The sequence below is a fragment of the uncultured Microscilla sp. genome, from assembly GCF_947493425.1.
GTDB lineage: Bacteria > Bacteroidota > Bacteroidia > Cytophagales > Microscillaceae > Microscilla.
This window is the reverse complement of the sequence record NZ_CANLRP010000006.1, coordinates 17874-32951: the sequence shown is the minus strand read 5'-3', so window position 1 is coordinate 32951 and position 15078 is coordinate 17874. Positions and strand designations below refer to the sequence as shown.

Genomic DNA, 15078 nt, shown 5'->3' with positions numbered 1-15078 from the left:
TTGCAGTATATAAACTGTAAAAGCTTAACTTCCAGTTATTTATATATTTCAGGTACAAATATAACTGTCACTTGAAGCTTGTTGCTTATACTTCGCAACTTCAATTACTACTTCAACAAGCTCGTTAACTGTTTAAGGTGTATATTTCCATAATTCAAGGCTAGTTCCTTTACCTAATTTGTAGCCCAACCCGATATACCCAGTGTTATGAAGACCAAATGCAGTAGCATAAGCCCTGGCACCACTTTCAGGGTTGCTTGCACTTGCCCACTGTTTGGTGGTAGGGTCATATGCCCACATATCAGCAGCGTAAGTGGTTCCGGCAGCACTTAAATCATCAATGCCTAGCCCTACATATCCTTTACCGCTCAACGAAAACCCCACGGCGCCTATACGAGTTTTACCTGGTAGGTCGGTAATCTGTGTCCATTGGTCAGTGTTTGCGTCGTATGCCCAAAAATCTTTGTAAAAATCAGCCTGACGTCCAGTACCTACATACGCCTTGTTATCTACAACAAAACTGGTGGCATCGTGCCGTTCCGCCCCTTTGAAATCAGTAATTTGTGTCCATTGATCTGAAGCTGGGTCGTATTTCCAGAAATCTTTGGTGGCCGGGCCAGTAATTTCTGCACCTGTAAAAGTGGCGGAACCTATACTACCTGTACCTACATAACCTTGACCGTTCAACACAAAACTTACGGCTTTATTTCTTGCTTTACCTTTAAAGTCAGCTACTTGATCCCATTGGTCGGTGTTTGCGTCGTATACCCAAAAATCTTTGTACTTTTTTTCTTGTGATCCTTCGCCGGTTCCTATATAAGCTTTGGTACCTATCACAAAACTTACAGCATGAATGCGTGATTCGCCTGGGAAATTAGCCACTTGTGTCCAGGCATCGTTGTCAGCATTATACACCCAAAAGTCTTTCAAATAACTATCGGAGGCTTTGCCCATGCCTACATATATTTTATTGCCAATAGCAAAAGTAGTAGGGGTAGACCTAGCCTTGCCTGGCAAATTAGCCAATTGATTGGCATGGCGGGTTATTTCAAAATCTGTGGTACTGGTGGCAGTTTCTGTTTCCTGCTTTACTACTACTTTACCAGTAGTGGCATTCTCAGGAATGGTTACCGTCACCACCTTGTCGCTACTGGTAGTTAGTTTGGTGGCTGGGGTACCATTAAAGCTCACATTAATTCCATTGATTTCTTTATTAACAGTGATTTTTATTTGTTCTCCAATCTTACCCTTCATTGGCTCTATAGATACGATAGACAATGTTGTACTATTATCAGTGTCAGAAGCAACAGGTGTTGGATCCTCGTTCTTTTTTGAGCAAGCAGTTAATACACTTGCAATTATGCTGATGTAGATAAAACTTAAAAAAAATCTTTTCATTCTAATTTTTACTATTTAAAATTTACTTTGATAATGTTAGCCTGATAGCAGAATAAACCTGATTGATATTTTGAATCAAAGTATATTGAAAAAATACACCTTGGTTTTGTAATTACAAAGCTAGACATTGGCGCTGGGCACAACAAGTTTTCTTACTTAACAAAGACTTAACAGTGGATTATTGAAATTACCACTTTATGAGGAGTTAACTTTTTGATATGCAATAGTTTATGTATTGTTGTATATATAAAATAGGTGCTTTTTATGACGCCTTGATACGCTATTACTACAAGTGAGGGAGTGGTTAGTTGGTTAAATTATACTCACCATCAAACTTGCAATTTTTAGTGTGCGAGGTGCGGCAGTTGGTTGTTTCGCTCACTTTTACTTTGCCAGCTGTGCTAAAATCAAAGGTGATTTTACATTTTCCTCCTTGGTTGCTTATGGCAGTATGTTGGTCTGTAAAAAATGCTTTACCATTAAACTTCCCCACACAACCGGGCGAAGTAAGCATAACCTCATACGCCAACTCACTGCCCTGAGCCCATACTATGTTCAATGTTTTGTGTTCATTTAAGGCATATTTGCCATTATATTTGTTATAGTGAGGCTTAGTTGCCTTTGCCTGATGTGTTGTTTTAGACAATTGTTCTTCTTTGTAAGAAACAATCTTCCCTTGTTTGTTGAATTGGATACTGACAAATACCAATTGTTTTTTTTGTTGTTGGTGTTTCATCACCTTAATAGTAGCCAAACGTCTCTTTATTTTCAAAGAAGATAAATCAGGCATGTAAATAACTCCCGTATTTTCTGCTTTCATTTTTTCTGTCACCATGTGAGCGTTTACGTAGGTAGCCGTTTTAAATAGCTTTACTGTATCGGCAAGGTTATTTTGCATTGCCACATAATAACCTCTAGAATATTTATGATAAAAATCAAGTATTTGTTGCCCTACCTGAGCTTCATCCAACATTGCTTCAGTAGCTTCTTTTTTATTGTCAGAACAAGCGGCAAGCATCACAAATAATGCAGCCCACAAAAGATAAATTCGTAAATTCATAAGGATCAAAATATTATTAGGAATGGTGAGAAATTAAATTACCATTCTTGAGGTAGAGGTTTTGTTTTGAGACGAGGCTATTTTTTGCGCCCATAGCAGCGCTACGGGCAATAAAAATAACGAAGTATCAAGGCGAAAAATCACCCTTCAGAGTGTAAATTTATTTTTGAACAATTCCTTAGAATGCCAGTTCAAAATTTTTATTGAGCATATAAGATGAGTATAAAAACCCCCAACCCAAGGGTGGGGGGCATAGCCAGAAAGATGGACTAATTTTTAAAATGTATCGGCTTTTGTCTCTAACAAAAACCTGAAGTTAGGTTCTTGTCCAGCCGGTAACCCTCCTGTGACATTCACCAGCTTAAACTGTCCTTGAGCGTCTATCATAAGCATCTTGGTATGGTCTTCAGGGGCAGACAATACACAATAGCCTACGGCTCCATTCTTAGAGCCAATGCCAGCAAAATCTATAGACCAGGAATAACTTTGGAGATTTTTGCCCGAATCAATCACAACATTCCCTTCAGCATTGCGTCCCAAATATAAAAGAGGGTTGGATGCAGAGTTAATGTGCACACCGCCATTTACTCCGGGCAAAACAATAAAAAACTGTGATAAACTGTTCTCCTTGCTGCGAGGCGCGCCTACCAGATGTTGAGGGTTTTCTGCATTGGGTTTGGTGGTAATAGCCAGATTACTACGGTCGTTTACAAACCTAAACAGCTTGGTTTGTGCTTGAGCGCCAGATGCTCCCAAACAAAATAAAGCGACTAATAAAATTTTATGATAATTTTTCATAATGAATATTCGAGTCAATTATTTTTTAGAATTTACCTGAGTTTTCAAGGCTTTTACTTCTTGCATCAATTGTTTGATTTGCTTGTGTTGCTCGATGGTGTGCAAAGTCAGTTCTTCTACTTTTTCCATCAACAATACATTGATCTGCCCCACGTCCATGCCTTCTTTGATCACCTTTGCCGCAGCAGGCACCTTAGGCAAGTGTTTGTGGGCTTTTATATAAGCTTCTACTTGCTCCAGGGGCATTAGGTCATAGCCTTTGGCAAACACATAATCGGGAAAAGTACCTACATTGAGGTGCACTCGGTTGGCGGTTAAGTTGCCGTTAAAATAACCGTGGGTTGCTTTTATGCTTCCAATAACATGTAGTTTTTCTTGAGGTTCTTGAGTGCCAATTCCTAAGCGACCTGCTTGGTTAAAAACCATGTAACGTGTTCCTTTAAGACCAGGAACGTTTGATGATACACTGAATTTAATTGGAGTAGATTGTGACCTGATGCTTCCATTGAGGCGTATTTGTTCTGTTAAAATTTCTCGCCCATTGATCACATCAGCTTTTGCAGTTCCGCTTACTTCCAGTTTTGCTGTAGGGTTTCTTATTCCAATGCCTACATTGCCACTATGTCCTATTCTCAGGGCTAACTTCTCTTTGGCACCACTGCCCAAATAAAAACCATACCCTTCATTGTGATTAGAAGCATCGCTATTTGCTACCCAGCGTATTTCCTTTATACTGTTGTGCACAATCTCTTTACCTCCTTCGGGAGGAACAGATTGCCCAAAAACCTGGACACTACTGGTCAATGCTAAAGCCAAAGCGCCTGCCTTGAATGTATTTTGAATGATTTTTTGAATGTTCATAATTTTTTAAAATTTATTGCCCAAAAGGCAAATGGTTCAAAATGATTATTTTTTGTCAGTAGCTTTTTTTTCAAGCTTTTGCAGTCTTTGCTGCATTGCCTTCATCTGCTTGTTTTGCTCAATCAAATGCAAGGTCAACTCCTCTACTTTTTCCATCAATAATACATTGATCTGCCCCACGTCCATGCCTTCTTTGATTACCTTTGCCGCCGCTGGCACCTTGGGCAAGTGTTGGTGGGCTTTTATATAAGCCTCTACTTGCTCCAGGGGCATCAAGTCATAGTCTTTGGCAAACACATAATCGGGAAAAGTACCTACATTGAGGCGTACTCGGTTGGCAATAATATTACTGGCATTTAGGTCACCACTAAAGGTGCCCTTGGCAGCGGTAAGGTTACTGTTAAAAGTTCCATTGGCAGCGGTAAGGTTGCTGCTAAAAGAGCCACTGGTAGCTTTCATATCGCCTGCTATATGAAATTTTGCATCAGGGTTTGTTGTGCCTACTCCAACTTTGCCATTACCTAAAATATACATTCCACGAGACAAGGGAGCACCAGGATACCCACCTAGGGTAAGGTGACCATTACTTACATTTTTTGTCACCCAATTGGTAATAAATGTATTAGTTTTGGCAGTTCCATTTACTACCAATGGAAATTCAGGATTGTAAACACCTATACCTACATTGCCACTATGTCCTATGCGTAAAGCTATGGAACCAGGGTATTTGCCTACATAAAATCCAAAACCCTCATTATGATTTGAGCCATCATTATTAGCTAACCATCGTATTTCCTTCTCAGAATTTTGAACTAATGTATTACCTCCTTTGGGAGGAACAGACTGCCCAAAAACCTGAGCGCTACTGGTCAATGCTAAAGCCAAAGCTCCTGCTTTGAATGTGTTCTTGATGATTTTTTGAATGTTCATAACTTTATAATGTTTTAAATGTTGTCTGTTCTAAAAAAGGGCAAAGCCTGCCCGTTTGCTGCTGTATGCAACCGTATTTTTGGTTAAAAAGAGGGGCACTTCTCAGCCCCTCTTTGTCTCATAAGATTTAGTGAATTACCAATCGTTTGGTCATGGGCTCGCCTGCTTTGGTAGTCAGGGTATAGAAATACACCCCACTAGGCAAACCATTGCGTTGCCATTGTACAGTATGTTTACCCGCAGCCTTGTCACCTTTTGCCAACACTGCCACTACTTGCCCCTGAGCATTGTACACTGTCAAGCGTACCTTGTCTGCCTGAGGCAGTTCGTAGCTGATGCTGGTAACATCGTGAAACGGGTTAGGCTGATTTTGGTAGAGTTTATACCCGCCAAACAACGCTGCTTTGGCTTCTTTTGTCTGAGCATTCACACGGTTTATTCTAAACTCGTGAGGCGCTTTTACACTACCCTGCACCTGACTGGCATAGTTGAGCGGAGTATCTAGTAGCTGTACCGCTTTGGTTTTTCTATGCGTCAGGCGTACCTCATAAGCCGCCTGTTTGTCGTTGGTGTGTACCGTCAAAAAGTAAATCAACTTACCATTCACCATTTGCGGCACTGCTATCCCACGTACTTCGCCCGCTTTGTGTGCAGTTACTATATAGTCAGCCGCATCTATGCGTTGTCCGTCATTAGTTATAGTACCTATTACATGGGTAGCATAACGGTATTTGAGCGCATTTACCTGCATTCCCAAGGCTTTTGCCTCAGTGCGTATTTCATACATAGGCTTGTTGGCAAGGTACTGGGTTGCTCGGCTACTTAATTGACGACTTGCTGCCCCCACACCAGTAGCATAGTTGAGTGCACCACTACTCAAAGTAATCAACTGATAACCCATATTAGGTGTCAAGTACTCCAATGAACCTGACCATTTGTTGGTTTGAGGGTCATAAGTACTAAAGCCTATTTGACCAATCAGACGTAGCTCACTGTAGTCAGATAGGTTCAACCCTGACAAAGCCTCCTCTACTGGGAAAGTTTGATCTGATAAGTAGCCAATCCACTGGGTACCAGGGTTTATCTTAATATCAGTGTTCAATGCCACTGCTTGTCCTTGTAGCTCTACCTGAGCTGCAGCAGGCGACTCTATTTGATACGCTTTTGTGGGGAACAGTTGGGTTAGATTACCCGACCAGTTTGCTCCATCGTAACTGGCTTCCTTGCCATCCTGTGCATATACTTTAGATCCGGCAGGCAAACCTTTTATCTGGGCAATGCTAAGGTAATTACTCCCTGAACTAGTGGCGTTGAAAGTCACGTGCTGAAAACCTGCCACCACATTAAACCTGCGCACCATTGTGTTGCCTACAGTCAGGGTTGGGGTGTTGGTATCACCAAAAGCATAATTTTCAATTACACTACCATATTCACGGCACTCTGAGGCATCCCATACTCTAAATTGTAATGCTTCTCCTATTGCTTGGTTGCTATGAATAAGCATTGACACAGTATACTGGTTGCCTTGTTTTTGTACTTGTCCAGTACCACGAACTTCGGCTTGTCCATTGCTTCCCATTACAAAAGCAGTTACCCTATCGCGTTCGTCCATAGAGCGTTCTCCATTGATATGCAAGCTGGTATTTAGAAACATGGTATGGCGGTATTGAGCCGCATTCAATGTGTATACAGGAGCACTACAGCTTACATGTACATTTACTATTACCTGCTCAGTACCCAACAAGCGCCCATCGTTATCAAACACCTTTGCCTTGATGGTTCCAATATGCTCTCCAGCGTTTAGCCAAGGCTGTAGCACAAAGCCAATGCTTTCGTTTTGCCCACTATTGAGTGTGTAATCCTGTTCAGCAGTTTTATCTGGTGTTTTTATCCATTTGGGCAAATCGGTCAATTGATAAGTGACCCCCGTGGCTCCATTGTTCATCAAGGTAAGCGCAAAGTTTTTCTCTTGTTGCCAAACCTGTTGCAAATCGATGTTACGTTGGTTCCACGCAATGTGGTTTTTCTCATATCTGAAACTCCACTTTTTGCCCTCAATCTCGTTACCCAGTAAATCTTTGATCTTGTTGTTGGCAATGTTTACTGTTAGGTAAGCCCCTTCCAGATCACTTTCAGCCAAATCAGGTGTAATCAAAATCTGATTTTCATTGCTGCGACGAATCGTTACTGGAATACTTTGTGGCACCGCTTCTACTTGCAAAGGAGCAGCATCTTGTTTGGTTATCCAGGCAATACCCTCAGCAGTAGTGCCCGATGCGTTTCCAGTAAAATCGCGGATACCTTCTTTAGTTCCATCTACAATCAAAGCATTGTTATCTAAGCGATAATACCCAGCCAGGTTCTCTTCATTACCCAACAACATTTTGCGGTAATTGTCAATGATTTGGCTAGAAGTACGTGCCTTGTTCCAAATACGTACCTCGTCCAGGCTACCCTTAAAACCTTGCCCGTTCACAGCCTTAGCTATGGTAATAGGTTGGTCGTTGGTGCCAAAAGGCTCTGAAACTAAATTCAAGTCTTTTTCGCCTACCAAATGCCCGTTTACATAGAACTGCATGTTTTTATTGGCTTTGTCATAGCTTACCGCCACATGACTCCACTGATTGAGCGCAAGTGATTGGTCTGACCTGATGCGTTGAGCATCAATAAAGCCGTCATGTCTTAGCAAAACTTGGAAATTATTGCCTTTTTCTATGATAGGTACTGTAGTACCAAACTGTAAAGGCTTCACCCAAAATTCTACCGTGTAACTTTCCATGTCCAATGCATCATTGTCTGGTATTTGAATATGGTCGTTGGCTTCGGTAAAGCGTGCTGCAGTAGCTTCATAATTACTGTTTGCCAATACCCCCATTACATTAATGTTCAGGCTGTTTACCCCATCATTACTGATTTTGTCGGTATAAGTAGCCGATATTACTCCATCGCTGCTTATAATACCATTGTTTACAGGGGTCACCGAAGCAATCACGGGTGCATTGCGCTGAATTGTACCTTCTATCCACTCGCTTACATTGTTTCGGTTGGTACCAGCTTCACCACATACAGGCACCAGGCGTAGGCTGTATTTACCATCAACCAAGCTGCTTACATCCAACGAAGCAGTATAATACTCCTCACTGTCTTTGGTTAGCTCTGCTACATTCAAAGTAGTTAGCAACTGTGCTTTGTTATTACCCTCATTAGCATACTCTACCTCTACCTTTTTGAAATCATCTTTTGCCGTTTCTGGCTTAAATCGTAGCCTCAAACGATTAGCCGAGGTATTGTTGACTACCCAGTTTTTGGTAGGTTGATTGATCTCAAACCTACTTACACAAGGTGCGCGGAAATAAGCATTTAACAATACCTGATCAAAGATTTTTACTAGTGAAACAGGTTTGTCATTGGTATTTTTCTTTATTGTACCATCCTCATTGCGTTCGTAGAGTTCATCAGCTGTATATCTAACAGTACCTGCTGTAAACTCACAACCAGAATAAAATCTCACTGCGATGTTTTCATAATCAGTACCTCCACTATTATTTTGCTCAATAGTTAGTTCTGCAGTGGTGCTTCCACCTGGCATCAGAAAGAAAGATACACCACCAGTAGGTATAGGGTTTCCGTTTACTTCTACTTTAGCATTGGTAATATTACTGGTTTGAGAAACATCCAAACCATACGATTTCCCTTTATTATCGTCAGAAATTTGAGTATTGGTTAAATGTAACTTGTAAATAGCTTTTGTACCTGCTGGAGTTACTTGGGTAGCCCCATTTAGTACTTCTATTCTTACCCCTTCACGAGGCTGAGTACCTCTTTCATAGGGGCAACTACTACGACCACCTATAGTTTTAAAAATAGGAGTATTATACTCTTCATCTCTACGAATGAGCATGTAAAACTGATCCCCTTGGTCATCATCAGCTAATGTAAAAGTTATACCAGTACTTTCACCGTTATCGTTATCTGTACCTACTGATTGACTAACAATTCCAGTAATATCTACTTCATTTTTGAATGCCACTCCAAAAACAGTAAAATCGTTTTTAATAGTTGATCCAATTTTTCCTACAAATGAGTGATTATTACTAATATTGTTATCTTTAGACCAAGTAAGTGCAGCCGTATAGGTTTGTCCACCACCAGCAAAAGCAAAATCTTTATTGGGGTATTCTAGTGAGTTCAATCCAGCCTTAAAGCCATGCTCAAGCGTTTTTTCATTTTTGTCCGCTTCTGCAATTTTTTTGTAATTTTTAGCTAAAACCTCTTCCCACTTCTTTTTTCTATGTTTATATTGTTCAATGAGTTTATCAGCTTCAGCCCTCGTTTGAGTACCATTAGCTACCTTGGTATTCTCGTCTTCGATTAACTTATCGAAGCCAGGTATAGTAGTAGTTTTGATATGCTGTGCTGTAAATGAAAACGGTGAAGTAAATTCTTGTCTTACCGATCTAGGAATATTCTGGATACTTGCTTCGCAAGTTGTTTCATCGATGACTAACTTACGGGCACCACCATAAGTAATGACCTTACCCATACCAATAAACAAGTCAGCATCTGGACCAACTACTATACCATTGGCAGATGTTGCGTATGTTTCGTCAAGTGTTAACGTCCACAAAGTTTTGGTTGTCAAACTGTTATTGTTATTGGCTTTTAGTGTAACCCCTGCTAGGTTTTTTGTTTTAAGGGTTTCAGTTAAAATAATTGCCCCAAATCCACCACCTGACTCTACTTTTACTCCTGTACCAGCCTTGAAGGTAGTAGCAGTTTCAACTCCAAGTTCAGTAGTAGTATTTACCGCAAAAGATAACTTAGAACCTTTAGCAAGTGTGGCAGAACTAGCATCTCCTGGCGGGTCATGCAATACATGAAGAATCTCTGGTTCTTCTATAGTAAAATCAGACGTTAGCTGTTGTGTTCCTTTAATGTATGACTTGATAAACACTTCTTCATCTCTGTTTGAAGTTCGTGCACTTATTTGCATTTTTTCCAAATAATCTTCTGCACTAAAACTAGGTCCTGCAGACATGAAACGTATAATAGCCTTACCGTTTTTACCTGTTTTGCCTTTCTGTTGGTTAGGCAAAGGTGTTCCTAAGCTTCCGCTTACGGTGTAATTTACTTCTGGAACTTCACACAATCCACTACTAAACTGCTCAGATATAGTAAGCTCAATTTCATAGTTTTTATAAGCTTCCAAAGCATAGTTACCATTACATAAAGGTGTTATCTCTTCGCCTCTTTCTCCTCCCAACTCAGTCTTGTTGTTTTTTACACGACTAATAACATCTACATTGTAAATCTTATAATCAATTTTTAAAGGATTATGATACTCAAAGTCATAAGCAGCCCAACCCTGAGTAATATTCAACACGGGCGAACGTAATAATGGCTTTGCATCTGCACTGGCATTTTCTCTAAATATGTATACTTGATACTCCCCTGGAAGTAAGTCCTCTATCACCAACACATTTCCATTGAAGTTGTCGGCATTAAAGCTTCTCTCATACCCTGGAATATCAGTTCTGAAAATGCGTCCCTTCAGGTTGCCAATGTTATTGTCGCAAGGAACAATCAAGTTGCCCACAAACCCATAGCGAGTCGTATTTTCAAAATCCAACTCTGTAGTTACCCCTGTTAGGTTCAATTCATAAGCTTCTCCTTTAGGGTTATAGCGTGGGTTGCTCGCTACATAGTTATATTTGTAACTTCCTTGGTTGATCGATACAATTTTATTGTCACGGGCTGCTCCTACCAACTTTAAGCCTTGGTGTTTTGCCTGAGCGGTAAGGCTAAGCTCTCTGTTGCCGCCAGATGCTAGTATTGGGTAACTCAATTGTAAATGTTGAGCATCATTGGCTATAAACTCCCCATCTTTAACTTGCTTAAACTCGTTGTGAGCAAATGTGCGGGTACGGAATTCTATATGGTCTACATGCCCACGGAATGGGGTAGCAACAACATTGTTTATCCAGGCGGCTCCCAGCGTAAAGCGCCCCGTCATGTCTACGTCTGCTATAGGGTTAGATACATCAGGAGTTTCGCCTACATAAAGTGTAAACTGTTGGGTAGCTGCCTCATAAGAAATGGCACAAAAAGTCATTGCCTGGTTGCCAATGGTTTGGGGAGAACGAACCAAGTCAGCACCATCTTTTTTCAATACCAATGTCTCGCCATCCTCCAAGTCAAGTTGGATATTACCCAACTGAAATACAGTTTGTACTATAGGCAAGGCAGGGGTTTCTTGAGTTGAGGCATCAGTAGTTGCTTCTCCTTCAAATACTTCGGTTGCACTGGCTGGTTTTACCCAAAACGACCAAGTAGCACTACCTTGATGACTAATCATTCCCTCAGATTGAGCATAAGCAGTTTTTCCATCAAAACGCAACGATTGATTCACCAAGTTACTACGTTTGGTTGCAATTGAGTTTACAGCTATAGTCAACAATTCAGGCGAGGCACTGGTCGTAAACAATCCATTCTCATCAGATTTTGCCTTGTCGCCCGTACCCAATATTTTGGCAGTGCCATTATCTAAAGTGATTTGTTGCTTTTGGGGTACTGGATATACCTCATTACCTTCTTTGTACACAATTCTTCCCGAAATGGTAAACTGAGAAATATCCGTAAAATCCACATCACTTTTACTAATGTTTTGCCCTCTTTGTAGCAATACCTCTATAGCAGGAGCTCTAAATTCATGGTTAGGCTTTTGGGGTACCACATTAAAAGTTTTACCTGCACCACTAGTTCCATAGTTGAGCCCTTTGAGTACATAAGCCCCCGATGTAGATGTCAGTGTACCATAATACAAACCTGCGTGTTGGTTGGTGCTCCATTGCAAATTTTGACCTTTGGTTTGGCTTTTACCAATGTATTCATTACGATTTGCCAAGGCATAGTTATATACCTCTTTGCCACTGCCCTCGTCAAAACGATAGTACAACAGAAGGTCATCTTCTTCGCCTGACAATACATGGCGATAAGTTTGTTTCACCTGCGTGGCAGATTTTGCTACTTTCCAAGCTTTAAACTCATCTAGTTGATAAGCTGTATTGTTTTGAGCACCAATCAAAAATCGGTTTACGTTACCTGGAGGTGCCTGGTAAGCACTAGCGGTCGTAGCTATTTCTTCACCATCCTGGTATAGTTTACCTTCTGCCCCTATAGGTTTTTGCTCTTCATTAAGCACAGGCGCAAAAGTAAATGCATAGTGATGCCATTGATTGTCGCGCGTCTTAAGATTCCCTTCTGCATAGGTGCTACCGTCAGCATTGTTTACTATAAGCTTGTTGCTGGTAAGTTGAATCTTGGAGTTGCCCATAGCAAATACAGTATTGTTGCCAGTACCTTTATACCAAAACTCCATCGTAAAACGTGGTTGGTTTCTTAAGGCTTCTATATTGTCAACTTCTATAGCAGGTGTGGTGGCATCAAACATGAGCGTGTGCCCAGGCAAACCACCTCCCTTTAATGTAGCAGTTATTTCTACATCTTGTACTGGGTCTTGACGGTTGGTAGCTACCTTACCAGAAATTTGCCCATTATAAAAAATAAAGCCCAAAGTTTGCCCACTGGTAGTAAAACTATCATCGCCTAAAGCTTCTACTTTGTATACATAGCGTTCGCCAGCTGTCAAGTCTTTGTCTTCAAAAATCAACTCATCACCTGCTTGTTGGGTATTGATAGTAGGTGCATTAGGCAAAGTCACAAATGTAATCCCCGTTTGTGGGCGGCGTGACACCGTATATCGAGTAGCCTTGGCAATATGGTTCCATTTAAGTTGCACCTTATCACTAAACTCTCCTTTAGACGCTGTCACAAATATTTCTTCCAAGTCAAGAATAGGGTGTCCAGCATCGGTTCTAAGATCCATCAATCTGATTCCACGTACTGCGTCAATTCCTTGTCCACCTTTTACCTCAGAATCTTCAATAGCATTGACCCAACCCAGCATGCCTATGCTAAGGAGAAACCGCTCTTGTTTGTTTAGTAATACACCAAGCCCTTTGGCTTTGTGCTGCGCCAATTCATCTGCTTTATTACTATCAATTACCTTTGCCCAATACCTTAAGATATCTTGCTTGGTACGTGCTTGGTTCCAGGCTCGCACCTCAGTAATAAATAGTTCGGTTTCTCTGGCTTTATAAAAATACAATTGACGCCCTAAAGTGGCACTAAAATCCAGATCGGTAAACACACCACGTGTTCTGCCATTTACATACAGGGTAGTAGTGCCATTGTTGGCAACCAATGCAATGTGATGCCAGGTATTTTTACCAATTTGCCCATTGAGGTCAATGTTTTTCTCAACACCTTTTAAATTAAGTTTTAATTGGTGGTTGTTTTCCACCCGCATCGAAAACGACTCCTGATCGCTCAGTAAGTCGGTAAGTACCCAGGCATTGTTGTCACTTTGGGCTTTGATCCAAAACTCAAAACTTGCCTGATTTGCCTGCCCACTGTTGAGCAAGGCATTAAAGTTTACCCCCGTATTGAAGTAGTTATTGTACTTGTTCTTTTTGAGGTGCAATACCGCCCCCAAAGAAGAATTTGTGGCTTGAGCAAACAATTGCTGAGGAAACCAAAGTCCACTCACAATTACTGCCAGCATGATTTTTATAAAAAAACATCTTTTTTTCATATAAAAAGTGTAATTTTGCTAAGTTTTTTGAAACAAAAAGATTAAAAGTCTTTGTAAAGCCTTGTTTGTCCGTCAACAAACAGGGCTTTTTTATTTTCCGTAGACTTCCTGTTCACTTTTCGCAAATCAGCGTCATAAGTTGTTTGGAAAAGTACCAAAAGGCATAAATAGTGTTTGTACATAATATGTATAAACATTTAAATATGGATATAACAATCCTGTTCAAATGATTTGAAAACAAACCATTTGAAGCATGTGGTGAGAATGAAGCTTATAAAATTATGATGAAGTTTATCCTGAAACTACCCAATAAGCGTTGGGCACGTCAAAAGAGTAGCAGGTTTTTTATATAATCCCTGAATCAGTTTCGTAGGTGATCCAAAAAGTTGGAAGACAACTATGATGGATATGTGCTTGTGTACAAGTGTAATGCAATGATAAACTGTATGTGTTCATGTTCAATGTCTAATTTGTTAATAATGCGCTCATGATCCGGCAATCAATTTTGTGTAATTAATTTTTATAAAGTATTAGCAGTCGTTTTGAGTAAAAAAAACCTATAATAACCAGTTAGGTAATAAATCTGTGTACCATAGTTTGCCCAGCTTAAAGGCTTTTTTTGACAATTTTTTGTTTTTAAATTTAACGAGATCCATAACTAACCATCAATTACTTGAAAATGTAAAAGAATAATTAAATTATATGCATCAATATAAACTTATAAATGTTTGTCACTATTCATTTAAGAACAGCAAATTAAATAATTACTTGATTGATTGTAGTTGATAAGTTTATTCAAACTATCCAGGCTTTAGCACGCTATGCTTAAACACAGTTTCTTAAAGACAAAAATCCCATAACTCTCTTTATCTAAAAGGTCAGCTCAAGATCATCAAGCGTCCCTCTTTTAATAAGAAAATACCCACTTGTACTCATCAAATTGTACAAATGTCTTTTAGTTCAAATAGTATAATAGGTTGGTGGTATGATTTATAAAATTTAGAGATACTGTAAATAGTATGTCTGATCAATTATTCGTTGGTGTTACAAATGTAATGGGTAACCCTTTCAAAAATCAAATAATTGCACTTGCTTTTAGTCCATTTCTGGGAAACGGAGTTTTTTATTGTGTATACCTGATCGTTTTTTTGTTGGTAAAGGAGTAATCATTTATGAATAATTGCCGAAGTAAATTGTTGATAGTTAGATGTTTATGTATAAGTATAAAGTAAACAATTATTCATTACTGAATAAAACATAAAAAGAAGTGTTTTTTTGAAAAAAAAGTAATAATGGCTTGATTTATATTTATGATGATTTGGTGACAGCGTTTTTTTGTCGTGAAAAAATGGGGTGTTTTTTTGAAAAATATAGTATC

6 protein-coding genes are annotated in these 15078 nt (G+C 39.8%); all 6 read right to left on the bottom strand.

Features of this window, described 5'->3' with window-relative positions; all coding sequences use genetic code 11:
* Positions 1-132: 132 nt before the first annotated feature.
* Positions 133-1398 (bottom strand): kelch repeat-containing protein, encoded by a 1266-nt coding sequence (locus Q0954_RS03285; protein WP_299453566.1) that lies wholly within the window; start codon positions 1396-1398, stop codon positions 133-135.
* A gap of 304 nt (positions 1399-1702) precedes the next feature.
* Complete coding sequence (locus Q0954_RS03280) at positions 1703-2458, bottom strand: hypothetical protein (protein WP_299453564.1); 756 nt, start codon at positions 2456-2458, stop codon at positions 1703-1705.
* A 276-nt stretch (positions 2459-2734) separates the two neighbouring features.
* Positions 2735-3256 carry a hypothetical protein gene (locus tag Q0954_RS03275; RefSeq protein WP_299453562.1) on the bottom strand — a complete coding sequence of 174 codons (522 nt, stop codon included), beginning with the start codon at positions 3254-3256 and terminating at the stop codon, positions 2735-2737.
* An 18-nt stretch (positions 3257-3274) separates the two neighbouring features.
* On the bottom strand, positions 3275-4117 hold the full coding sequence (locus tag Q0954_RS03270; RefSeq protein ID WP_299453559.1) for a cell surface protein: 843 nt from the start codon (positions 4115-4117) through the stop codon (positions 3275-3277).
* Positions 4118-4162: 45 nt separating this feature from the next.
* Positions 4163-5047 carry a cell surface protein gene (locus tag Q0954_RS03265; protein WP_299453556.1) on the bottom strand — a complete coding sequence of 295 codons (885 nt, stop codon included), beginning with the start codon at positions 5045-5047 and terminating at the stop codon, positions 4163-4165.
* Positions 5048-5174: 127 nt separating this feature from the next.
* Positions 5175-13700 (bottom strand): LamG-like jellyroll fold domain-containing protein, encoded by an 8526-nt coding sequence (locus Q0954_RS03260; RefSeq protein ID WP_299453554.1) that lies wholly within the window; start codon positions 13698-13700, stop codon positions 5175-5177.
* Positions 13701-15078: the final 1378 nt, after the last annotated feature.

Excerpts from the sequence above, each read along its gene's own strand:
- Q0954_RS03285 (WP_299453566.1), bottom strand. The coding sequence starts at position 1,398 with ATGAAAAGATTTTTTTTAAGTTTTATCTACATCAGCATAATTGCAAGT.
- Q0954_RS03280 (WP_299453564.1), bottom strand. The coding sequence starts at position 2,458 with ATGAATTTACGAATTTATCTTTTGTGGGCTGCATTATTTGTGATGCTT.
- Q0954_RS03275 (WP_299453562.1), bottom strand. The coding sequence starts at position 3,256 with ATGAAAAATTATCATAAAATTTTATTAGTCGCTTTATTTTGTTTGGGA.
- Q0954_RS03270 (WP_299453559.1), bottom strand. The coding sequence starts at position 4,117 with ATGAACATTCAAAAAATCATTCAAAATACATTCAAGGCAGGCGCTTTG.
- Q0954_RS03265 (WP_299453556.1), bottom strand. The coding sequence starts at position 5,047 with ATGAACATTCAAAAAATCATCAAGAACACATTCAAAGCAGGAGCTTTG.
- Q0954_RS03260 (WP_299453554.1), bottom strand. The coding sequence starts at position 13,700 with ATGAAAAAAAGATGTTTTTTTATAAAAATCATGCTGGCAGTAATTGTG.